This is a genomic window from Luteimonas sp. Soil_N_1 (genome assembly GCF_057656255.1).
Genome location: NZ_JBDGKS010000001.1, coordinates 340134 through 360700 on the forward strand (window position 1 = coordinate 340134; position 20567 = coordinate 360700).

Consider the following 20567-nt stretch of genomic DNA (forward strand, 5'->3'; position numbering starts at 1 on the left):
CACCACGCAGAAAGTGTGCCAACTCTGGCGCCCGGCCTGTCGCGCCCGTCGATCTCGCGGATAATCCGCCCATGCACAACGACTTCCACAGCTACGACGTCATCGTCGTCGGCGGCGGCCATGCCGGCACCGAGGCTGCCCTCGCGTCCGCGCGCGCCGGTGCCCGCACGCTGCTGCTGACCCACAACGTCGAAACCATCGGCGTGATGAGCTGCAATCCCGCGATCGGCGGCATCGGCAAGGGCCATCTGGTGCGCGAGATCGACGCGCTCGGCGGCGTGATGGCGCGTGCGGCGGACGCGGCGGGCATCCAGTGGCGCAGGCTCAATGCATCGAAAGGCCCGGCGGTGCGCGCGACGCGCTGCCAGGCCGACCGCAACCTCTATCGCGCGTTCGTACGCCGCGCCGTCGAAGCGCAGCCCAACCTGACGATCTTCCAGTCGGCGGTCGATGACCTGGTCATCGAAGGCGACGCCGTGCGCGGCGCGATCACCCAGACCGGCCTGCGCTTCGACGCGCCCGCCGTCGTGCTGACCGCGGGCACGTTCCTGGCCGGACGCATCCATATCGGCGAAGCCCAGTCGGCCGGTGGCCGCGCTGGCGATCCGCCAGCAGCCACGCTTGCCGCGCGTCTGCGCGAGCGTCCGTTCGTCGTCGACCGTCTGAAGACCGGCACGCCGCCGCGTATCGACGGTCGCACGCTCGACTACGCCGCGATGACCATCCAGCCGGGCGACGATCCGCGTCCGGTGTTCTCCTTCATGGGCACGCGCGACGACCATCCGCGCCAAGTGTCGTGCTGGATCACGCACACCACCGAGCGCACGCACGAGATCATCCGCGGCGCGCTGCACCGCTCGCCGATGTACTCGGGCCAGATCGAAGGCATCGGTCCGCGTTACTGTCCGTCGATCGAAGACAAGGTCGTGCGCTTCGCCGACAAGGCCAGCCACCAGATCTTCGTCGAGCCCGAAGGCCTCGATGTCGCCGAGATCTATCCCAACGGCATCTCGACTTCGCTGCCGTTCGACGTGCAGCTGGAGCTCGTGCGCAGCATCACCGGCTTCGAACACGCACACATCACCCGCGCCGGTTACGCGATCGAATACGACTTCTTCGATCCGCGCGGGCTCAAGGCGACACTGGAGACGCGCGCCGTCGCCGGCCTGTACTTCGCCGGCCAGATCAACGGCACCACCGGGTACGAGGAGGCCGCCGCGCAGGGCCTGCTCGCCGGCGTCAACGCCGCGCGCCAGGTGCGCGGTCTCGACGCCTGGAGTCCGCGCCGCGACCAGGCCTACATCGGCGTGCTGGTCGACGATCTGATCACCCACGGCACCAAGGAGCCCTACCGCATGTTCACCAGCCGCGCCGAATACCGGCTGCAGCTGCGCGAGGACAATGCGGACCTGCGCCTGACCGAAGCGGGCCACAACCTCGGTCTCGTCGACGATGCGCGCTGGGCACGCTTCGACGCCAAGCGTGAGGCCGTCGAGCGCGAGAGCGCACGTCTGCGCGGCCTGTGGGCGTCGCCGCGCAACGCGGTCGGTCACGATGTCGTCGCGACGCTGGGGATCGAACTGCGCCGGGAAAGCAACGGGATCGACCTGCTGCGTCGCCCCGAACTCGGCTACGCGGATCTGATGCGTGTGCAGGCGATCGGTCCGGGCGTGGACGAAGCGGACGTCGCCGAGCAGGTCGAGATCGAAGCCAAGTATTCCGGCTATCTCGACCGGCAGCGCGTCGAGATCGAACGCCAGCAGCGCCAGGAAACCACGGCGATCGCAGAGAGCTTCGACTACGCGCAGGTGCGGGGTCTATCGGCCGAACTCGCGCAGAAACTCGTGCAGGTGCGACCGCTCACCGTCGGTCAGGCGCAGCGCATTCCCGGCATGACGCCGGCTGCGATCTCGCTGCTGCTGGTGCATCTGGAACGCGCGCGGCGCACGCGTGCGGCCTGAGCCCTCGATCCGCCGGGTCGGTAAGCGCCCGCCGGTGCGAGGCGATCGATAGCGCCGGTCAGACCGGGCCCGACCCGGGTGACGGCAGCAGGCAGTCGTCGGGAACACCATGTTTGCGCGCCAGTTCGTGCAGTGCCCGGTCGATCCCGGGGCGCTCGTCCGCGCGTGCGTGCTGGCGCAACGTCACTGCCATGTTGGCCAGGCCGGCGATCTTCTTGAGGCGATCGGTCTCGGAACCGCCGTAGGTGTCGAGCTCTGCATCCAGGTCCTGCAGCGATGCCTGTGTGGTTTCGGAAAGCGCCATGAGGTCCGGCCGTTGATCGGGAGTGCGCACTTGTAACGTCGAGCACGTGGATGCGGTGTCAGCAGACGTCCGCATGCAGGTGGCAACGTCGACATCCGCACGGTCGTCCTGTCTGGGACAATGCGGCGTATGACGCCTGCCAACGCTCCACACCCGCGGCCCCGACGATTCGGCCTCCAGAGCGAGGCGGCGATGTTGCGGCTGTCCATCGCCGCAACTGCAGTCGTCGCGGCACTGGGCATCGGGTTTGGCCTGATCACCGGCTCGTTCTCCATCGTGTTCGACGGCGTGTATTCGCTGGTCGACGGCGTGATGACGGCGGTGGCCCTGCTGGTGGCGAACCTGATCGCGGCGTCCACCGCCGCAGGGGCTGCCGGTCGTCGCCTGGTGCAGCGTTTCACCATGGGCTTCTGGCATCTCGAACCGATGGTGCTGGGCGTCAACGGCCTGCTGCTGACCGGTGCGGCGGTCTACGCGTTCATTACCGCCGTCGGCGTACTGCTGGCAGGCGGCCGCGAGCTGCAGTTCGACCGGGCCATCGTCTACGCGGTGCTGACCTTGACGGTGTGTCTCGGCATGGGTCTGCTCGGGCTGCGTGCCAATCGCAGGCTGCGCTCAGACTTCGTCGCGCTCGACGCCAAGGGCTGGCTGATGTCGGGTGCGATCACTGCATCGCTGCTGGTCGCGTTCGTCGTGGGCTTCGCGGTACAGGGCACGGCACTGGCGTGGATCTCGCCGTACATCGACCCCGCGGTGCTGGCGCTGGTCTGTCTGGTGATCATCCCGATTCCCATCGGCACCATCCGCCGTGCGCTGGCCGACATCCTGCTGATCACGCCCGCCGACCTGAAAGCCCAGGTCGACGACGTGGCACGTGGGATCGTCGCGCAGCACGGCTTCATCGACCATCGCGCCTATGTCGCCCGGGTCGGACGCGGGCGGCAGATCGAACTCGCCTTCATCGTCCCCACAGGCGCGCCGGCGCGTGCGCTGGAGGACTGGGATCGCCTGCGTGACGCGATCAGCGCCAGCATCGGCCACGACACGCCCGATCGCTGGTTGACCATCGTGTTCACCACCGACGCCGAATGGGCGGAGTGACGCGAAGGGCTTGTCCGATCATCCCGCGTTCCGCACGACTGTGGTCTGGTACCGGCTTCGATCGTGGAGGGCGACAGGAATGACGAACAGACCCGTACTTCTCGGCGCGTGCGTCTCGGCCATCGTCGGCATCGTGTACTGGGCGGCCGTGTCAGGACTGTCGGCCGGTGGCGAACCCTGGGATGCCGACGCGTTCTGGACGCTGGTGTATCCGGGCGCGCTGCTGCTGTCCGCAATCCTCGGATTCGCGATGCCGACGCGCGCGTGGCTCTGGGGTCTGATCGTCGTCTTCGCCCAGGTGCCGGTCGTGATCGCAGTGTCAGGCGCGGATCCGTTGCTGCTGGCAGGCGTGCTCTACGCGGCGGTGTTGTCGATTCCGGCTGCAGTAATCTCGGGTGTCGCCGGATGGATCCGGCGCCGCATGCGCGGCGCGGTGCATTCCTGATTCGACGCGCGCCTTCGCCATAGATGCTCAGGGCGCGCGGAACGCCGGCAACTCCCTGTCACCCAGACGCGCTGTTGATTGCACGCGGGTGCGCATCGGCAGTCCGAACAGCGGACGCAGCCAGCGGATGCGCCGGATCAGCAGTTCGTGGACCAACAGACAGCCGGCCACCGTGATCGCCAGCACCAGCAGCGGTTCCCACAACGCGCCGAGGCGCAACGGAACCAGCCAGTACGCGGCGAGGACGATCAGGCTCTGGTGCAGGATGTACCAGGGATACACGGCCTCGCTGGCGTAGCGCAGTCCCGGCCACGGCCGGTTCAACAGACGGGCGCCCCAGGCGAGCAGTGCGAGCAGCGCGGTCCACGCATACAGCGCGTGTGCGCAGACCGATACAAGCTTCCACGCCGATAGCGGCATCAGGGCGTCGAAGCTGTCGGGCGACAGGACGCCGCTGTCGAGCAGGCGTCCGATCACGCGTAGTGCCATGTAGACGCACGCGCCGGTCAGCGCGCACGCCGTCAGCACCCAGCGGCGTGCGTCGAGTGCGGCCCACATCGCTGCGCGCGATGCGATCAGGACGCCGAACGCAAAGATCGGAACGTACTTGGCATGGCTGAACCAGTCGCCGGCCAAGGCATGGGTCGTCGGAAACCGCGGCGCCAGCACGATCATGGCGAATAGCATCCACAGCGGCGGCACCGTCCACAGCAACCAGCGACCCCGCGTGGTCAGCCATCCGGCGATGCGTGCACCACCGATCGCGCGCAGCAGCGGCAAGGCGATCAGCGCGAGCAGCGTGTAGACCCACAGATACGGCAGATACCAGAGATGGTTCCAGGTAAAGCCGTACTCGGCGCCGGTGAATGTGCCGGCCGGCCACGGCCGCAGCTGCAGGTAACGCAACAGGAAGGTGCCGAAGCCGGCGTCGTAGGTGCCGAGCATCCGCGCCTCGCACCAGGCCTGCACCGGCACGACTGCGAGGATGCCGAACGCCAGCGGCAACAGCAGGCGCCAGCTGCGATTGCCGATCAGGCGGCCCGGTGATTTCCGCGCCAGCACCAGACCCAGCGCGATGCCCGACAGCAGGAACAGCAGCGACATCCGCCAGCGGTTGACCAGCACCATCGGCCACTCGACCCAGCCGAGCAGCGTCGGGCTCTTGATGTGGAAACCCCAGTCGACCACGTAGACCATGCCCGCGTGATAGAGGATCAGCAGGGCGAAGGCGATCACGCGCAGCGCGTCGATGTCGTGGCGTCGGTCCATGGCGGTCTGCGATACGGAAGGGGCCGCCACGGTGCCGGGTCGCAGTGACGCGCGGTCCCGCCGAGGGCTTCAGGGCGCGTCTCCAGGGACGAACCGTGGGCCGGCAGGGACGAATGGGACGGGCCGACGCGCGGCGGCTGCCTAGAATGCGGGCATGTCCGCACGTTCCCCCGCGCCGCTCACCGGCGCCGAGCGCTATCTCGCCATCCGTCGACCGGTCGAGGTCGGCTACTGGCTCATCACCTATCTGCTGTCCGGGCTGGGCAACAGCGTGACCACCTGGATGGACGTCGAGCGCCTCGGGCTGGGCTACGCCGCTTGGGAAGTGGCGAGCTGGGAAGGCAGCAGCGCCGTCGCGCTGCTGATGCTGGTGCCGGCGATGGTGTGGTTCACCGCGCGCTGGCCGGTGCATCTGGACAACTGGCGCCGGCGCCTGCCGCTGTACGCGGTGGCGAGCGTGGTCTGGTCGGTGCTGCACGTCGGACTGATGGTGGCCATCCGCAAGCTGGTCTACGCATGGCACGGCGGCAGCTATGTCTTCGGCGATGCCTTCGTCTACGAATACCTGAAGGATGCGCGCACCTTTCTCGGCATCGTCGTGGTGCTGCATGGCTATCGTCTGCTGGTGCGACGCCTGCAGGGCGAAGCCTCGTTGCTGGCCGCGCCGGACGACGACAGCGCGCCGGTGGAGCCGGTCGAACGGCCCTCGCGGTTTCTGGTCCGCAAGCTGGGGCGCGAATTCCTGGTGGCTGCCGACGACATCGAATGGGTGCAGGCCGCAGGCAACTACGCCAACCTGCACGTGCGCGGCAAGGTCTATCCGCTGCGCAGCACCCTGGCCGAACTCGAATCCCGCCTGGACGCCGCGCGGTTCCTGCGCGTGCACCGCAGTCATCTGGTCAACGTCGATCGGATCGCCTCGATCGAACCGCTCGACAGTGGCGATGCACGCATCCATCTGCACGACGGCACCATCGTGCCCTGCAGCCGGCGTCATCGTGAACCGCTGCGTCTGGCGATGGCGCGCTAGAGACGATCAGTCCAGCGGATGCGCCGCAACGTCCTCGTGCAGGATGCGGCGCAGTTCGAGGATCGCAGGCGCGGTCTCCTGCACGCTGTGGCCGGACACGATGACCTTCTCCGACACCGCATCGTCGAGGTGCGCGCTGGCGTAGGGCACGAGGCCGTCGTTCGACTGCGCGAGCGGGACCGCGGGATCGCGCTGGGCGATGATCGTGTGCAGCGTCACGTGCGGCGCACGCGGCAGATCGGCGGCGGCGCGCACGAAAGGATCGCTGGCGCTGAGGTTGTCGATGCTGTTGGGAATGCGGCCGGTGCTGCCGTCGGGTGTCTGCGCGCTGCCGGCGAGCGTCTGCAGCACGTCGTCGAAGTTCTCCAGAAACGTCAGCGGCAGGCGCACGAGGCGTGAGATCCAGCGACCCGCGCGCGTGCCGGCGATGTCGGTGCCGCGATGCGGCGCGGCGATGAAGACCGCGCGCTCGATCTGCGGCATCGGTTCGAAGCGCAGGAACGGAGACAGCCGCCGTTGCACACGGCGCAGATCGCCGGGCGCGATCTCGCGATTCGCCATCACCGCGTCCCACAGCGCGTCGCCCGACGACGACACCATCAGCCGCGCGATCACGCCACCCATGCTGTGGCCGACGACCACCATGTCCTGCGAAGCGCGTGCGCGGCGGTCGGGATCGAAGTGCGTGAGCGCGTCGTCGACCGTACGGCGGATCTGCGCATGGTTGAGCGCGATCGGCATGTTGGTCGGGTAGTAGATCTGCCAGATCTGGAAGCTCTGCCGCAGCGTCTCGTCGCCCAGCACCTCGTTGGCGACATTGACCCAGGCTTCGGGACTGCTCGCCAGCCCATGCAGCATCAGCAGGATCCGGCGGTCGGGGTCGTAGGGCTGCATCATGTAAAGATGCGGCCGGTCGATGCCGTGGTCGCGGCCGAACAGCGTGCGCAGCGACTGCGTGGCGAAGCCGGAACGCGCGAGCCACAGGCCGTAGCCGGCGGTGAAGTTCGCGGCCAGCGGCACCTGCTGGCCGTGCATCTGCGCGACGCTGTCGACATAGGGATCGTGCACGCTCAACGCGACGTCGCGCGTGGCCATCAGCTGCGCGAGATCGTTCGCCGGAAAGCGCAACAGCACGGTCAGCGCCGGGGAGGGCATCTCGCTGTAGTCGCGACGCTGCGGGCGCTGGCGACGGTGCGGTGTGTCTGCGGCGTCTTCCGCATCGGGCGCGACGATCGTCGTCACCGGATCGGGCTGCATCACCGCGACGAGTTCGGCGCCGAACCCGTCGCGCCGGTACACGCTGCGCAAGCCGGCGAACTGCAGCGACGAAGCCGGAATGAGTTCTTCCGGCAGGTCCACGCCATCGGGCAGGCGCACGCCCTCGAGCGTGGTGCGGATCGTCCAGCCGGCCTGCTGCAGCGCTTCGCCCTCGGCGCCGGGCGCGCCGGCGTAGCGGGCGAACAGCGCCGTCGCCGCCTCCTGCGTGGCGAGGTTGTAGTAGTCGCGGACCTGCGTCTGCCGGTCTTCGAATGCGCGCTCGCCGGGCGTGCGCGCGCTGAAGAACAGATAGGCGTAGGCATGGCGCGCGACTTCGAACCACGCATCGAGTTGCGCATCGGACGGCGCTGCGTCGCGCTTGGGCGCGAGCGACAGTGCCCGCTGCATCCACAGCTCGGTCAACGCGGCCATGCGCCGCTCGTCGTTGACGTCGTGTACGTCGGTCAGCGCCTGCAGGCAGTCGTGTTGCGGGCGCGCGCAGGCGCGATCGTCGAGGCCGGCCACGCGCAGCATCTCGCGCGTCGCGGCACTGAGCTCGCCGGTGGTGAGAATGTCGCCGCGCTTGATCGCGATGTACTCGCCCGGCGGGATCGACTTCACGTCGACCATCGCCAGCGAACAGCCGGCCAGCGACATCACGAGCAGCAGGCTCATCGCGCTGCGGATCCATCGCGAGGGGTTGTGCGAAGTCATCGGGTCTCGGCCTCCGGAATGCCGGGCACGCCGCGCCGGATCGCGCGGGAGAAATCGGGGTCCCGATCCGCGGCGCGCGCCCGGTCGGTGATGCGTCCCGCCGCTTCCAGCTGGTCGAACGAGCCCTGGCCAGCGAGTCCGCCGTGCGCATGCGCGTACTGCCCGAAGTAACCCGACAGCAGTAGGCGGATGTCGAGCGGCAGGCCCGGCGCGATGTGGCGGGCGACATCGAAGACGATCGTCGTGCAGTTGCTGGTCACCGTGTTGTAGAAGCGCGGCGCCTGCTGCAGCGTGTCGGCCTCGTCGACGTAGGCGAGGAACAGCGTGCGCAACTGTTCGCGCGGAATCGCCAGCCGGTACAGGTAGACGTCCTCGTCGCGCACATTGCTGCGCACCCGCACGATGTCGCGTTCGTCGGCCGCGATCAGCACCGCCTCGAACTGCTTGAAGAAGCCGCCGATCGCGGAGAACGACTCGTGGCGTTCCTTGCGGATCTCCAGCGAGAACACCACGCGGCTGCCGTCATCGAAGCCGAATGACACCAGGGTGTGCGCGATCGCCGGCCCCATCCAGTACGACATCACCAGATCGGCGGAGGCCAGTCCGTCGAGATCGTAGGTGCGCGTCTCCCAGCGCGGCGCCGGATCGCCGTCGCGGGTCCAGTCGAAGTTGCGGACGTTGTGGAGGCTAACGCGGTTGCCATCGACCTCGGCATGGAGCAGGCGCGCGACGTCGTCGGCCCAGTCGCGGTCGTGCATCGGCAGCACGGTCTGCCACCAGCCCAGTAGCGCCAGCGCGGCGACCAGTCCGGCGCCGAGCACGCGACGGCGTCGCGAGCGCGTCATGCGGCCGGCCACTGCCAGGAGCGTCGAGACACCGAGTGCGCTCCACGGCACCAGCCACAGCCAGCGCATCGGCGCCTGGTACCACAGCGCGCCGATGCCCCACAGCAGGAACACGGCGGTGGCGATGCACAGCAGCACGCGCAGGGCCCGGCGCCACAGGGAACGCGGCGTCGCCATCAGCGCACGCGGCCCGGCCCGGGCAGGGCGATGTGGCGCAATGATGTGCAGGGGCGACGTGGTGGCATGCGGCAATTGTGGTGCAGGACGGCATCGTCCTGGTAGCAGCGCCCGTCACCTGGCACGCGGTAGAACGGCAGCAATGCTGTCGACCGGATCCCCGCATGGCCAGGAAGAAGACCCTCAAGCTGGCGACGTTCAACGTCAACGGTATCGGCACGCGCCTGCCGAACCTGCTCGCCTGGCTGGCGCACGAGGCGCCCGACATCGTCGCGCTGCAGGAACTCAAGGCGACCGACGAGGCGTTCCCGGCCGCCGAACTCGAAGCCGCCGGCTACGGCGCCATCTGGCACGGCCAGCGCGCCTGGAACGGCGTCGCGCTGCTCGGGCGGGGCGTGGCGCCGGTGGAAAGCCGGCGCGGCCTGCCGGGCGATCCGGATGATGCGCAGAGCCGCTACATCGAGGCCGCGGTGCACGGCATCATCGTCGGCGCGCTGTACCTGCCCAACGGCAATCCGCAGCCGGGGCCGAAGTTCGACTACAAGCTCGCGTGGATGCAGCGCCTGCACAGGCACGCGAAGTCGCTGGTCGATCTGGAACATCCGGCTGCGCTGGTCGGCGACTTCAATGTCATTCCGACCGACACCGACGTCTACGACGCGAAGGCCTGGAAGAAGGATTCGTTGATCCAGCCCCAGGTCCGCGAGGCGTACTTCAACCTGTTGCAGCAGGGCTGGACCGACGCACTGGCGGAGGTCTTCGGCGACGAACAGGTCTTCACCTTCTGGGACCACTTCCGCCAGCACGCCGAACGCGACCGCGGCCTGCGCATCGACCATCTGCTGCTCAATCCCGTGCTGGCCGAACGTCTGGAATCGGTGGGTGTCGACCGCTGGGTGCGGCTCGAACCGCGCGCCAGTGATCACGCGCCGACGTGGGTGGAACTGCGCGCCTGAAATCCGCGCGACCCATGATTTGAAGGCTGCAGAGGGTTGCGGAACATGTGGGCAGGCGTGGCACCGGAGAACGCCGTGTGAATCACCGGCGGGTCACCGCACCGGATCGAGTGTGGGCGCGTGGTCCCAATCAGCCGCCGCCAATACAGGATCGAATCCGATGTTCATGCACAACAGAAAACTCCAGTACACCGTCCGCGTCGCCGAGGGCAATCCGCAGCTCGCGACGCTCATGCTCGAACAGTTCGGGGGCCCGCAGGGCGAACTCGCCGCCGCGATGCGTTACTTCACCCAGGCATTGGCCGAAGACGACGCGGGCCGCAAGGACCTGCTGTTCGACATCGCGACCGAAGAACTGAGCCACCTGGAAATCATCGGCTCGATCATCACCATGCTCAACAAGGGCGCCAAGGGCGAGCTGGCCGAAGGTCTGGAAGAGATGGCCGACATGCGGCATCTCACCGGCAACAGCACCAGCCAGACCCAGGCGATCCTCTACGGCAACGGTCCGGCGCTGGTGAACTCGAGCGGTGTGCCGTGGTCGGCCGCCTACATCGACAGCATCGGCGAACCCACCGCCGATCTGCGATCCAACATCGCCGCCGAAGCGCGCGCCAAGATGGTCTACGAGCGTCTGATCAACCTCACCACCGATCCGGGCGTCAAGGACGCGCTGACGTTCCTGATGACGCGCGAAGTCGCGCACCAGAAGTCGTTCGAGAAGGCGCTCTACGCGATCACGCCGAACTTCCCGACCGGAAAGCTGCCGGGCGATCCTTCCTACACGGATCTGTACTTCGACATGTCGCAGGGCGACGAGGACGATGCGCAGGGCCCGTGGAACTCGGGCGAGCTGTGGGAGCGCGTGGAGGATCGCGACGCGCAGATGGCGGTCGATGGCGGCGACGGCACGGCCAGCGTCGTGCTCACCGCACGTCAGCAGGCGGCGCTCGATGCGTTCGCGCAACGCACCGCGTCGTCGCCGGATGCCGATCCGTTGACCGGCGCGGAGCTGGGCGCAGGACCCGGCGCGGGCGCGGTGAACCTCGCGCACTGATCCAGGCGTCCGCAAAGCGCGGGTGAGCTGCGCGTGATTCCAATGAATGGCGCGCTTTGTGTATGCGGGCGCGTCACGGTGTCGGGCTGGATTGCGCGTATGAGTGGGCGGTGGCCATCTTTGGCACATCCAGAGTCACCAGGAACATGCACACGTCCAGGAACGACAACGGCGTCATCCTCATCGTCGAGGATGACGCCAACCTCGCCTCGTTGACCGGCGAGTGGCTGGTCCGGCGCGGTTACGCGATCGATTACGCACGCGATGGTGTGGAAGCACTCAACCTCGTCAGTGCACAGCGCTACGACGCGATCCTGCTGGACGTCACGCTGCCACGCATGGGCGGCCTCGAGGTCTGCCGGCAACTGCGCGCGGCCGCGCATCCGGTCGCACCGATCCTGATGCTGTCCGCGTTGCACACACTGGACGACAAGCTGGCAGGGCTGGAGGCCGGCGCCGACGATTACCTCACCAAGCCGTTTGCGCCTGCGGAACTCGGCGCACGGATCAACGCGTTGCTGCGTCGCAGCCGGTCCGAAGTGGCACAGGAAATCATCGCGCTCGACGATCTGCGCGTCGATCAGGGCACGGGCCGCGTGACCCGTGGCGGCCGCGATCTGCCGGTGCTGCCGGTCGGGCTGAAGATCCTCGCGACGTTGATGCGCCATCACCCGCGCGTGGTGACGCGTGCGGAGCTGCAGTCCGCGATCTGGGGCTCGCGACTGCCGCGCTCGGACTCGCTGCGCAGCCACATGTACCAGCTGCGTCGCACGCTCAACGACGGCTTCGACGAACACCTGATCGTGACGATGCCCGGCACCGGATTCCGGTTCCGCGCGCCGCGATCGAACGAACCGTTGTCGCACTGAGCCATCACGCGGCGCGGCGATCACCCGCCGTTGCACACAGGCCGCCAAAGTCACACGTGGCTCACCGCGTGCGGCATCCACTCACGCTCCGATTCCTGCTGGAACTCCGTTATGGCGATCAAGACCCTCGAAGAGCTCTTCATCCACGAACTGTCGGACACGCATTCCGCGGAACGGCAGATGGCCAAGGCGTTGCCGAAGCTCGCACGCGCGACGCACAACCCCGATCTCGCGGCCGCGTTCGAGCTGCATCTCGAGCAGACCAATGTGCAGATCGAACGGCTCGACCAGGTGGTCGAGATGCTCGGCGCACGCCTGAAGCGCATCAAGTGCGCGGCGATGGAAGGCCTGGTCGAAGAGAGCAGGGACGTGATCGAATCGATGGAGAAGGGACCGCTGCGCGACGCCGCGCTGATCGGCGGTGCGCAGAAGGTCGAGCATTACGAGATCGCGTCCTACGGCACGCTGTGCGCGCTGGCGAAGCAGCTCGGCCACACGGACGCAGTGAAGCTGCTCAAGGCGACGCTCGATGAAGAAAAGGCGACCGACGAGAAGCTGACCCTGCTCGCGGAAGCGGGCGGCAACCAGATGGCCGCCGAAGCCGGATGATCCACCGCGTTCCGGTGCGGAGTGTCTGCGTCGCAGACGTCTATACGGATCGGAACGTCGAATGACCTGATCGCAGCGTCCGGGCGTGTCACATGCCCGGACGCCGTGTGTCCGATCAGCGTCCGCGTGCGCGGGCGAACGCGTCGGCCAGTGCGTTGTTGCTCGGCGCGGCCGCGGTCTGCGGCTTGCCTGCAGGACGTCCGCCACGCGGACCGCCGGGGCCACGCGATGCAGTGCGATCTTCGCGCGCATCACGGGCCGGCTTCTCGCCCGGCACATCATCGAGGCGGCGCGTCAGCGCGATGCGCTTGCGCAGCACATCGACCTCAAGCACCTTCACCTTGACGATGTCGCCGGCCTTGACCACGTCGCGCGGATCCTTGACGAAGGTGTCCGACAGCGCCGAGATGTGCACGAGGCCGTCCTGGTGCACGCCGATATCGACGAACGCGCCGAACGCGGCGACATTGCTGACCACGCCTTCGAGGATCATGCCGACCTGCAGGTCCTTGATGTCCTCGACACCGTCGGCGAACACCGCGGCCTTGAACTCGGGACGCGGATCGCGGCCCGGCTTCTCGAGTTCCTTCAGGATGTCACGCACCGTCGGCACGCCGAACTTCTCGTCGGTGAACTGTTCCGCCTTGAGCCCTCGCACAAACGCGCCATCGCCGATGATCTGCTTCACGTCGCGGCCGCTGCTGCCGGCGATGCGCTCGACCACCGGATAGGCTTCCGGATGCACCGACGACGCATCCAGCGGCTCGTCGCCGTCGGCGATGCGCAGGAATCCCGCGCACTGCTCGAAGGTCTTCTCGCCCAGACGCGGCACCTTCAACAGGTCCTTGCGACGCTTGAACGGCCCGTTCGCATCGCGATGCATGACGATGTTCTCGGCCACACCACTCGACAGGCCGGCGACGCGCGCGAGCAGGGCGCCGGATGCGGTGTTGACGTGCACGCCGACCGCGTTGACGCAGTCCTCGACCCGCGCATCCAGTGCACGCGCCAGACGGTACTGGTCGACATCGTGCTGGTACTGGCCGACGCCAATCGCTTTCGGCTCGATCTTGACCAGCTCGGCCAGCGGATCCTGCAAGCGTCGCGCGATCGACACCGCACCGCGGATCGACACGTCGAGGTTCGGAAATTCCTTCGCCGCGGTTTCCGACGCCGAATACACCGACGCACCGGCTTCGCTGACCACGATCTTCTGCAGCTTGAGCTCCGGCGCGAGCTTGATGACATCGGCGGCCAGACGATCGGTCTCGCGCGAGGCCGTGCCATTACCGATCGCGATCAGCTGCACCCCGTGTTCGGCGCACAGTTTGCGCAGCGTGTGCACCGACTGGTCCCACTGCTTGCGCGGCTCGTGCGGATAGATCGTGTCGGTCGCGACCAGCTTGCCGGTCGCATCGACCACGGCGATCTTGCAGCCGGTGCGGATGCCCGGATCGAGGCCGAGCACGGTCTTCGGGCCGGCGGGCGCGGCCAGCAGCAGATCTTTCAGGTTGTCGCCGAAGACGTTGATCGCCTCGGCTTCGGCCTTCTCGCGCGCCTTGCCGAACAGATCGATCATCAGATGCAGATGGATCTTCGCGCGCCACGCGAGGCGGCAGGCGTTGAGCAGCCAGGTATCGGCGGCGCGCGACTGCGCGGCGATGCCGGCGTGCAGTGCGATACGGCCTTCGGCGTAGGCGTTGCCCTGCTCGGGATCGTTGCCGGGTTCGAGTTCGAGGGTCAGGAACTCTTCGCGCCGGCCGCGGAACAGCGCGAGCAGGCGGTGCGAGGGAATCTTCGCCAACGCTTCGGCGTGGTCGAAGTAGTCGCGGAACTTCTCGCCCGCGGTTTCCTTGCCGGGGCTGACCTTGGCGCGGATTACGCCGTTGGCTTCCAGCCAGTTGCGCAGTTCGCCGAGCAGGGTCGCGTCCTCGCCCCAGCGCTCCATCAGGATCGCGCGCGCGCCTTCCAGCGCGGCCTTTGTATCCGCGACGCCCTTGTCGGCATCGACGAAGCCGGCGGCGAAGGTCTCGGGCGCCAATGTGGGATCGGCCAGCAGGCCGTCCGCCAGCGGTTCCAGTCCGGCCTCGCGGGCGATCTGTGCGCGCGTGCGGCGCTTCTGCTTGTAGGGGAGATACAGATCTTCGAGGCGCGCCTTGCTGTCGGCGGCTTCGATGTCGGCGCGCAGCTCCGGCGTCAGTTTGCCCTGTTCGTCGATGCTGGAGAGGATCGCCGCGCGGCGGTCTTCGAGTTCGCGCAGGTACGACAGGCGCACTTCGAGATCGCGCAGCTGGGTGTCGTCGAGCCCGCCGGTGACTTCCTTGCGGTAGCGCGCGATGAACGGAACGGTCGCGCCTTCGTCGAGCAGTGCGATCGCGGCGATCGCCTGCGCGGGCTGGGCGCCGATCTCGGCGGCGATGGTGTCGGCGATTCGACGGGCGAGGGCGGCATCAGGCTTGGACATCGGTTCCACATCGGGTCGCGGCAGCAGCGCCGCGCGGCGATTGTGGCAACCCGGTCCTGTCGGCGGTACCCGTTGACAAGCGGGTCCAGTCAGCGTGCGACTCAGTCGCGCCGCCGGCGCCACGGCAGCGGAATCTGGAACAGCATCAGGGCAATCCACGCCAGGCGACTGGAGCCGCTTTCACGCGTGTCCGGCGGCGGCGCGTCCGCTTCGGGATCGTCTTCGGCGCCGAGCTGGAATTCGCCGGCATCGAGACGACGGATGATGTCCTGCGCCTGATCGAACTGGTGATCGTGTACGTGCAGCTTCACGCCGCCGATCGCCAGCCGCCATTCCCAGTTCGCGAGCGCCATGTTTGCGTCGCCCAAATGCACGTCGATGCCCTCGGCCTGCAGCAGACCGCAGGCGATCTGCGCTTCGATCGGGTCTGCGTAGCGGGCGACGATGACGGTCATGGGCGGCTGCGTGGACACGCGTACATGCGTGTAAGGGTACGCTTGCGCACTGAATCCGACTCTCACGTGGAGCTTGGCGCATGCCTGCCTTCGATCGTCCCGCACGCCCCTCGACCCTGCGCACCACGCTCGCCGCGCTGACCGTTTCACTAATGCTCGCGGCCTGCGGCAGCGATGCGCCCGAGCAGGGGACCGCGCGCACTGCGACCACCGATGTCACCGCGCCCAGCGAGGTCATCGACTGGGCTTTGCCGGAGACCGGCGCCGGTTCCGCGTCGCCCGATCTCGTCGCCGGACCCGACGGCGTCCTGATGCTGAGCTGGGTGAACTCGCGCGAAGGCCGTCGCCACGTGTTCCAGTTCTCGCGCTTCGATCCCGCGCAGCAACGCTGGCGCAATGCGCCGACGACGATCGCGATCGGCAACCGCATGTTCGTCAACTGGGCCGACACGCCGCACGTACAGGCGACCGCCGACGGCGCGCTGTGGGCGCACTGGCTGCAGAAGAACGGCGAGGCGCCGTATGCCTACGACATCGCGCTGGTGCGTTCGCGCGATGGCGGCGCGAACTGGGGCGCCTACACCGTGCCGCACGACGACGGCACGCAGACCGAACACGGCTTCGTGTCGATGTGGCCTCAGGGCGACGGCATCGGCATCGCCTGGCTCGATGGTCGCAACACCGTCGGCGCGAGCCACGAGGGCCATGACTCGCCGGAAGGGCATGCATCGCCCGGCGAGGGCCGGCCGATGACGCTGCGTGCCGCGAACTTTGACGCGACGCTGCGCAAGACCGGCGAGGTGGAAATCGACGCCAGCGTCTGCGACTGCTGCCAGACCGCCGCGGCGGTCACCGCGCAGGGGCCGGTGCTGGTCTATCGCGGACGCAGCGACGGCGAGGTGCGCGACATCATGGTCACGCGCCGCGAGGGCGAGTCCTGGACAACGCCGACGGCCGTGCACGCCGACAACTGGGTGATGCCGGCCTGTCCGGTCAATGGCCCGGATGTGGCGGCGGTGGACACCGGCGTGGTCGTGGGCTGGTACAGCGCGCAGACCGGTACGCCGCAGGTGCAGATCGCACGCAGCGACGATGCCGGCACGACGTTCGCAGCGCCGGTCGTGCTCGACAGCGATGCGGCTGTGCAGGGCCGCGTCGCCGTCGCACTCGATGGTCAGCAGGCGTGGGCGCTGTGGCTGCGCGAGGACGCCGCCGGTGCGCAGTCGCTGTGGCTGTCGCGCCGCAGTCCGGATCTGGCGACCGAGTACGAGCGCATCGAAGTCGCGCGTCCGCAGGGTCGCGGTCGCGGCACCGGCTTCCCGCAGCTGCAGGCGGTCGGTGGACAGGCTTATGTCGTCTGGACCGATGTCGTCGACGGCGCGCCGACATTGCGCGGCGTGCGCGTGGTGCGCTGACAGGCGCTTGATGCAGCGGCACTCTACGTGCGGGATGCCGCGCATCGCTTCGGCATGTTCGGCAGCGCACATAGGGTGCGCAATTCACAGGGATGGGAGACGCATGGCGTCGCAATGACGCCATGAACGCGCCCGACTCGCGCGCCTGTCACTTCGGTAGGCGCAACGTGGCCGCAAGACCTCTTCTGGATCTTCCGTGCCCCCACTCTCTTCAACGCCGCCGACCGTGGCGACAATCGCGCGCGCGCCTGAACTGGCGACGTTCGTCCGCGACGTGATGGCGCGTCATGCCACGCTGCCGCTCCCCGGTCATGGCGACACGCTGACGCGCTGGCGCCAGTTGTCTGATATTGCCGCCGAAGACGTCTGCGGCATCAAGGTGCTGGAAGCGCATTACGACGCGCTGGCGATCCTCAGCGAGCTCGGCGCTCCGGAACGCGCACTCGATGGCGCGCTGCTGCACGCGGTTTGGGCCGCCGAGCCGCCGGACGCGCGTCTGGAGTTCACGCCGGGCGTGGACGGTATCGGCACCTTGAACGGTATCAAGGCTTGGTGTTCCGGCGCTGATCTCGTCGATGCGGCGCTGGTCACCGCGCACATCGGTGAGGCGCGCGTGCTGGTGCAGGTGATGCGCGCCACGACGGGGATCGAAACGCTACCGGGTCACTGGCAGGCGGTCGGCATGTCGCGTGTCGAAAGCGGGCGCCTGCAGTTCCGCGATGTTGCCGCGGTCCAGATCGGCGCGTCCGGCGATTACCTGGCGCGGCCGGGCTTCTGGCACGGCGGTGGCGGTATTGCGGCGTGCTGGTTCGGGGCAGCGACCGCGATTGCCGAAACCTTGCGTCGCCATCAGCGCGCCTCGAGCAATCCACATGCAATGGCCCATCTGGGCGCGATTGACATGGCGCTCTCTGCAGCGGCAAGCCTGCTGCGTGAGACCGCAGCCGCGATCGATCACGACCCCGATGCGCCCCACGCGACCGCGATCACCCGCGTCCGCAGCGTGGTGGAACGTGCGGCGACCGAGGTCATCGATCGCGTGGGACGCGCGCTCGGCCCGGGGCCGTTGTGCGAAGACGGCGCGCATGCGCTGCGCTGCGCGGACCTGACGACCTTCCTGCGCCAGAGTCATGCCGAGCGCGACTGGGCGGAACTCGGCGCCGCCGCGCAGGCGCGGGATGTCACATGGCAGCTGTGAGCATGGATGCGGTCGAGGACGCACCACGGATCGAAGGTGCAGGCATCGCGGAATCCGCATGGCGGCGCTCGCGCTGGCTGGCTGCGTTGCCGTCCATTGCCGCACGGGACTGGCTCGACGGTGTCGCAAGACTGGTCATCGTGTCGCCGCATCCCGACGACGAAGCGCTGGGCTGCGGCGGATTGATCGCCACCGCGCGCGCAGTCGGTCTGCCGGTGCGCGTGGTGTCGGTCACCGACGGCGAAGCCTGTTATCCCGACGCACCCGCGTGGCCGCCGGCGCATCTGCGCGCAGTGCGGCGGCGGGAACTCGAACGCGCCCTGGCCCTGCTCGGCGTCGACGCCGACGCGATCGACACGCTCGACATCGGCGACGGCCGCGTGAGCGAACGCGAAAACGCGCTCGTCGCTGCGCTGGCGCCGCTGCTGCACCCTGGCGACCGCGTGCTGACGACCTGGCGCGGCGACGCGCATCCCGATCACGAAGCCACGGCGCGCGCGGTCGAACGTGCCGCCGTGCACTGCGGCGCGGAGGTGGCACAGTTTCCGGTCTGGGCCTGGCATTGGCTGTCGCCGGATGCGCCGGCATCGCCATTGCCGGGGGCGCAGCGTCTCGTGCTGAGTCCGGCTGCGCGTCGCGCCAAGGCGGCGGCGCTGGCGTGTTTTGCGTCGCAACTGCAGGACGATGCGCCCGGCATGCCGGCGCCGATCCTGCCGCCGCATGTGCTCGAACGTTTCGATCGCGATTTCGAAGTCGTGTTGCCATGAGCGCCGCGACGCCCAGCGAATACTTCGATGCGATCTACGCACAGGACGATCCCTTCGGCTATCGCGAGCGCTGGTACGAGGCGCGCAAGCGCGCGCTGCTGCTCGCGAGTCTGCCGGCGCAGCACTTCGGCCGCGTCTGGGAGATCGGCTGCTCGAACGGCGAACTCACGGCCGACCTCGCGACGCGCTGCGACAGCCTGATCGCCACCGATCTCAGCGCGCGCGCCGTCGCGCTCGCCACCGAGCGGACGCTATCGCACGCGCACGTCGACGTGCGCCAGGCGCGGCATCCCGACAGCTGGCCCGATGGCCTGTTCGATCTGATCGTCTTCAGCGAGGTGGGCTACTACCTCGATGCCGACACGCTGACGCGCATGGCGTACCAGCTGAAGTCCAGCCTGCGCGGCGATGGCGTGCTGGTCGCCTGTCACTGGCTCGCGCCATTTGCGCAGGCACCGCAGTCGGGTCGCGACGTGCATCGCCTGCTGCGCCGTGAACTCGGCATGCAACGCGTGTTCGGCTATGGCGATGCCGATGTGCGACTCGACGGCTGGGCGTTGAACGCCGCCTCGGTTGCGCAACGGGCGGGCCTGCGATGATCGGCGTCGTCATTCCCGCGCATAACGAAGAGGCCTGCATCGCCGCGTGCCTGGCGTCGGTGCAGATCGCAGCGCACAGCGACGCGCTCGGCGGCGAAGCGGTGGTCATCGTCGTCGCGCTGGACCGGTGCAGCGATCGCACCGCTGCGATCGTCGCTGCGTGCGGCGTGCGCGCGGTCATCGTGCACGACGGCAATGTCGGCCTCGCCCGGGCGGCCGGCGCGGCGTTCGTGATCGGTCTGGGCGCGCGCTGGGTGGCGTGTACCGATGCCGATTCACGCGTGCCGCGCGACTGGCTGGCCTGCCAGCTCGCCTGCGCCGCCGATGCGTTCTGCGGCATCGTCACCGTCGACGACTGGCTCGACTACGACGACACCGTGCGCATGCATTTCGGCACTGCCGAAGAACAGCGCGACGGCCACCCGCACGTGCACGGCGCGAACATGGGCTTCAGTGCGGCGATGTACCTGCGCTGCGGCGGATTTCCGCCATTGTCCGCGCACGAGGATGTGGCGATGGTGGATGCACTGCATCGCGCCGGCGCGCACATCGCCCGACGCGCGACACCCGTCGTGATCACCAGTGCGCGGCGCGTCGCGCGTGCGCAGGGCGGATTCGCCGATTACCTGCTCGCACTCGAGGCGCGCACGCGCCTGCTCGCGGCGCCGTTGCTCGAAACCACCGTGTCCGATTTCGGTCCGGGCCCCGACGCCCATGCCGCCTGAAATCATCGGCTGGGCCGCTTCCGCCGTACTGCTGGACACGTTGATCCGGCAGATCGCGACGCAGATGCGCGACGGCAGCGCGCAAGGCGTATCGCACTGGCTGTTCATCGGCCAGATCACCGCATCCGTGGGCTTCGTGACCTACAGCGCACTGGTCGGCGACTGGGTCTTCATCGTCACCAATGCCTGCATTCTACTGACGGCGATCGTCGGCCAGGTGCTGACGTCACGACGCAGGCGCGCGGCACCCGCGCACTGACGCATCGCGACGCCGGGCGTTTCGATGAACGACCTGCGCAATCGCATGTGGCGTGCGCATTCGATCGCAGATGACCCCGGCGGATTCACGC

Annotated in this window: 20 protein-coding genes; 14 read left to right on the forward strand and 6 right to left on the reverse strand. The window is 68.2% G+C overall.

What is annotated here, in order from left to right; all coding sequences use genetic code 11:
• Nucleotides 1–71 precede the first annotated feature (71 nt).
• Nucleotides 72–1961 carry a tRNA uridine-5-carboxymethylaminomethyl(34) synthesis enzyme MnmG gene (gene mnmG / locus AC3A4E_RS01655; RefSeq protein ID WP_487629839.1) on the forward strand — a complete coding sequence of 630 codons (1890 nt, stop codon included), beginning with the start codon at nucleotides 72–74 and terminating at the stop codon, nucleotides 1959–1961.
• A gap of 58 nt (nucleotides 1962–2019) precedes the next feature.
• Here mnmG and AC3A4E_RS01660 read toward each other — a convergent pair whose 3' ends face one another.
• Entirely contained in the window at nucleotides 2020–2265 is a 246-nt protein-coding gene (locus AC3A4E_RS01660) for a hypothetical protein (RefSeq protein ID WP_487629840.1), read from the reverse strand.
• Between the two features lie 192 nt (nucleotides 2266–2457).
• On the opposite strand from AC3A4E_RS01660, the gene AC3A4E_RS01665 reads away from it, so the two are divergent.
• Nucleotides 2458–3366 (forward strand): cation diffusion facilitator family transporter, encoded by a 909-nt coding sequence (locus AC3A4E_RS01665; RefSeq protein ID WP_487629841.1) that lies wholly within the window; start codon nucleotides 2458–2460, stop codon nucleotides 3364–3366.
• Between the two features lie 79 nt (nucleotides 3367–3445).
• Nucleotides 3446–3811, forward strand: a complete 366-nt coding sequence (locus AC3A4E_RS01670; protein ID WP_487629842.1) for a hypothetical protein — start codon at nucleotides 3446–3448, stop codon at nucleotides 3809–3811.
• A 27-nt stretch (nucleotides 3812–3838) separates the two neighbouring features.
• Here AC3A4E_RS01670 and AC3A4E_RS01675 read toward each other — a convergent pair whose 3' ends face one another.
• Complete coding sequence (locus AC3A4E_RS01675; RefSeq protein ID WP_487629843.1) at nucleotides 3839–5080, reverse strand: acyltransferase family protein; 1242 nt, start codon at nucleotides 5078–5080, stop codon at nucleotides 3839–3841.
• A gap of 154 nt (nucleotides 5081–5234) precedes the next feature.
• Here AC3A4E_RS01675 and AC3A4E_RS01680 point away from each other — a divergent pair, with 154 nt between their 5' ends.
• Entirely contained in the window at nucleotides 5235–6110 is an 876-nt protein-coding gene (locus AC3A4E_RS01680; protein ID WP_487629844.1) for a LytTR family DNA-binding domain-containing protein, read from the forward strand.
• Nucleotides 6111–6116: 6 nt separating this feature from the next.
• Here AC3A4E_RS01680 and AC3A4E_RS01685 read toward each other — a convergent pair whose 3' ends face one another.
• Both AC3A4E_RS01685 and AC3A4E_RS01690 read right to left on the reverse strand, forming a co-directional pair.
• Nucleotides 6117–8081 carry an esterase/lipase family protein gene (locus AC3A4E_RS01685; RefSeq protein WP_487629845.1) on the reverse strand — a complete coding sequence of 655 codons (1965 nt, stop codon included), beginning with the start codon at nucleotides 8079–8081 and terminating at the stop codon, nucleotides 6117–6119.
• Nucleotides 8078–9103, reverse strand: coding sequence for an Lnb N-terminal periplasmic domain-containing protein (locus tag AC3A4E_RS01690; protein WP_487629846.1), 1026 nt, complete (start codon nucleotides 9101–9103; stop codon nucleotides 8078–8080). The genes AC3A4E_RS01685 and AC3A4E_RS01690 overlap by 4 nt, the downstream gene beginning before the upstream one ends.
• Nucleotides 9104–9267: 164 nt before the next feature.
• Here AC3A4E_RS01690 and xth point away from each other — a divergent pair, with 164 nt between their 5' ends.
• From xth to AC3A4E_RS01710, 4 genes are all read left to right on the forward strand, one after another.
• The gene (gene xth, locus AC3A4E_RS01695; protein WP_487629847.1) at nucleotides 9268–10059 is read left to right on the forward strand and encodes an exodeoxyribonuclease III; all 792 of its coding nucleotides are present in this window, start codon (nucleotides 9268–9270) and stop codon (nucleotides 10057–10059) included.
• A 160-nt stretch (nucleotides 10060–10219) separates the two neighbouring features.
• Nucleotides 10220–11116, forward strand: a complete 897-nt coding sequence (locus tag AC3A4E_RS01700) for a manganese catalase family protein (protein WP_487629848.1) — start codon at nucleotides 10220–10222, stop codon at nucleotides 11114–11116.
• Between the two features lie 146 nt (nucleotides 11117–11262).
• Nucleotides 11263–11985, forward strand: a complete 723-nt coding sequence (locus AC3A4E_RS01705; protein WP_487629849.1) for a response regulator transcription factor — start codon at nucleotides 11263–11265, stop codon at nucleotides 11983–11985.
• Nucleotides 11986–12096: 111 nt separating this feature from the next.
• On the forward strand, nucleotides 12097–12594 hold the full coding sequence (locus tag AC3A4E_RS01710) for a YciE/YciF ferroxidase family protein (RefSeq protein WP_487629850.1): 498 nt from the start codon (nucleotides 12097–12099) through the stop codon (nucleotides 12592–12594).
• Between the two features lie 115 nt (nucleotides 12595–12709).
• Here AC3A4E_RS01710 and AC3A4E_RS01715 read toward each other — a convergent pair whose 3' ends face one another.
• Entirely contained in the window at nucleotides 12710–15058 is a 2349-nt protein-coding gene (locus AC3A4E_RS01715; protein ID WP_487629851.1) for a Tex family protein, read from the reverse strand.
• Nucleotides 15059–15159: 101 nt separating this feature from the next.
• Nucleotides 15160–15513 carry a putative signal transducing protein gene (locus AC3A4E_RS01720; protein WP_487629852.1) on the reverse strand — a complete coding sequence of 118 codons (354 nt, stop codon included), beginning with the start codon at nucleotides 15511–15513 and terminating at the stop codon, nucleotides 15160–15162.
• Nucleotides 15514–15593: 80 nt separating this feature from the next.
• Between AC3A4E_RS01720 and AC3A4E_RS01725 the strand changes: the two genes are divergently transcribed.
• The 6 genes from AC3A4E_RS01725 (at nucleotide 15594) to AC3A4E_RS01750 (ending at nucleotide 20476) form a co-directional block, all read left to right on the forward strand.
• Nucleotides 15594–16928 (forward strand): sialidase family protein, encoded by a 1335-nt coding sequence (locus AC3A4E_RS01725; protein WP_487629853.1) that lies wholly within the window; start codon nucleotides 15594–15596, stop codon nucleotides 16926–16928.
• A 196-nt stretch (nucleotides 16929–17124) separates the two neighbouring features.
• Nucleotides 17125–18126 (forward strand): acyl-CoA dehydrogenase family protein, encoded by a 1002-nt coding sequence (locus AC3A4E_RS01730; protein WP_487629854.1) that lies wholly within the window; start codon nucleotides 17125–17127, stop codon nucleotides 18124–18126.
• The gene (locus tag AC3A4E_RS01735) at nucleotides 18114–18893 is read left to right on the forward strand and encodes a PIG-L deacetylase family protein (protein WP_487629855.1); all 780 of its coding nucleotides are present in this window, start codon (nucleotides 18114–18116) and stop codon (nucleotides 18891–18893) included. The genes AC3A4E_RS01730 and AC3A4E_RS01735 overlap by 13 nt, the downstream gene beginning before the upstream one ends.
• Complete coding sequence (locus AC3A4E_RS01740) at nucleotides 18890–19492, forward strand: class I SAM-dependent DNA methyltransferase (RefSeq protein WP_487629856.1); 603 nt, start codon at nucleotides 18890–18892, stop codon at nucleotides 19490–19492. The genes AC3A4E_RS01735 and AC3A4E_RS01740 overlap by 4 nt, the downstream gene beginning before the upstream one ends.
• Nucleotides 19489–20217 (forward strand): glycosyltransferase family 2 protein, encoded by a 729-nt coding sequence (locus AC3A4E_RS01745; protein WP_487629857.1) that lies wholly within the window; start codon nucleotides 19489–19491, stop codon nucleotides 20215–20217. The genes AC3A4E_RS01740 and AC3A4E_RS01745 overlap by 4 nt, the downstream gene beginning before the upstream one ends.
• Complete coding sequence (locus tag AC3A4E_RS01750; RefSeq protein WP_487629858.1) at nucleotides 20207–20476, forward strand: hypothetical protein; 270 nt, start codon at nucleotides 20207–20209, stop codon at nucleotides 20474–20476. Before AC3A4E_RS01745 ends, AC3A4E_RS01750 begins: the two co-directional genes overlap by 11 nt.
• Nucleotides 20477–20567 lie beyond the last annotated feature (91 nt).

Bases quoted from the DNA above. Each gene is read 5' to 3' on its own strand.
- mnmG (WP_487629839.1), top strand. From the start codon at position 72: ATGCACAACGACTTCCACAGCTACGACGTCATCGTCGTCGGCGGCGGC.
- AC3A4E_RS01660 (WP_487629840.1), bottom strand. From the start codon at position 2,265: ATGGCGCTTTCCGAAACCACACAGGCATCGCTGCAGGACCTGGATGCA.
- AC3A4E_RS01665 (WP_487629841.1), top strand. From the start codon at position 2,458: ATGTTGCGGCTGTCCATCGCCGCAACTGCAGTCGTCGCGGCACTGGGC.
- AC3A4E_RS01670 (WP_487629842.1), top strand. From the start codon at position 3,446: ATGACGAACAGACCCGTACTTCTCGGCGCGTGCGTCTCGGCCATCGTC.
- AC3A4E_RS01675 (WP_487629843.1), bottom strand. From the start codon at position 5,080: ATGGACCGACGCCACGACATCGACGCGCTGCGCGTGATCGCCTTCGCC.
- AC3A4E_RS01680 (WP_487629844.1), top strand. From the start codon at position 5,235: ATGTCCGCACGTTCCCCCGCGCCGCTCACCGGCGCCGAGCGCTATCTC.
- AC3A4E_RS01685 (WP_487629845.1), bottom strand. From the start codon at position 8,081: ATGACTTCGCACAACCCCTCGCGATGGATCCGCAGCGCGATGAGCCTG.
- AC3A4E_RS01690 (WP_487629846.1), bottom strand. From the start codon at position 9,103: ATGGCGACGCCGCGTTCCCTGTGGCGCCGGGCCCTGCGCGTGCTGCTG.
- xth (WP_487629847.1), top strand. From the start codon at position 9,268: ATGGCCAGGAAGAAGACCCTCAAGCTGGCGACGTTCAACGTCAACGGT.
- AC3A4E_RS01700 (WP_487629848.1), top strand. From the start codon at position 10,220: ATGTTCATGCACAACAGAAAACTCCAGTACACCGTCCGCGTCGCCGAG.
- AC3A4E_RS01705 (WP_487629849.1), top strand. From the start codon at position 11,263: ATGCACACGTCCAGGAACGACAACGGCGTCATCCTCATCGTCGAGGAT.
- AC3A4E_RS01710 (WP_487629850.1), top strand. From the start codon at position 12,097: ATGGCGATCAAGACCCTCGAAGAGCTCTTCATCCACGAACTGTCGGAC.
- AC3A4E_RS01715 (WP_487629851.1), bottom strand. From the start codon at position 15,058: ATGTCCAAGCCTGATGCCGCCCTCGCCCGTCGAATCGCCGACACCATC.
- AC3A4E_RS01720 (WP_487629852.1), bottom strand. From the start codon at position 15,513: ATGACCGTCATCGTCGCCCGCTACGCAGACCCGATCGAAGCGCAGATC.
- AC3A4E_RS01725 (WP_487629853.1), top strand. From the start codon at position 15,594: ATGCCTGCCTTCGATCGTCCCGCACGCCCCTCGACCCTGCGCACCACG.
- AC3A4E_RS01735 (WP_487629855.1), top strand. From the start codon at position 18,114: ATGGCAGCTGTGAGCATGGATGCGGTCGAGGACGCACCACGGATCGAA.
- AC3A4E_RS01740 (WP_487629856.1), top strand. From the start codon at position 18,890: ATGAGCGCCGCGACGCCCAGCGAATACTTCGATGCGATCTACGCACAG.
- AC3A4E_RS01745 (WP_487629857.1), top strand. From the start codon at position 19,489: ATGATCGGCGTCGTCATTCCCGCGCATAACGAAGAGGCCTGCATCGCC.
- AC3A4E_RS01750 (WP_487629858.1), top strand. From the start codon at position 20,207: ATGCCGCCTGAAATCATCGGCTGGGCCGCTTCCGCCGTACTGCTGGAC.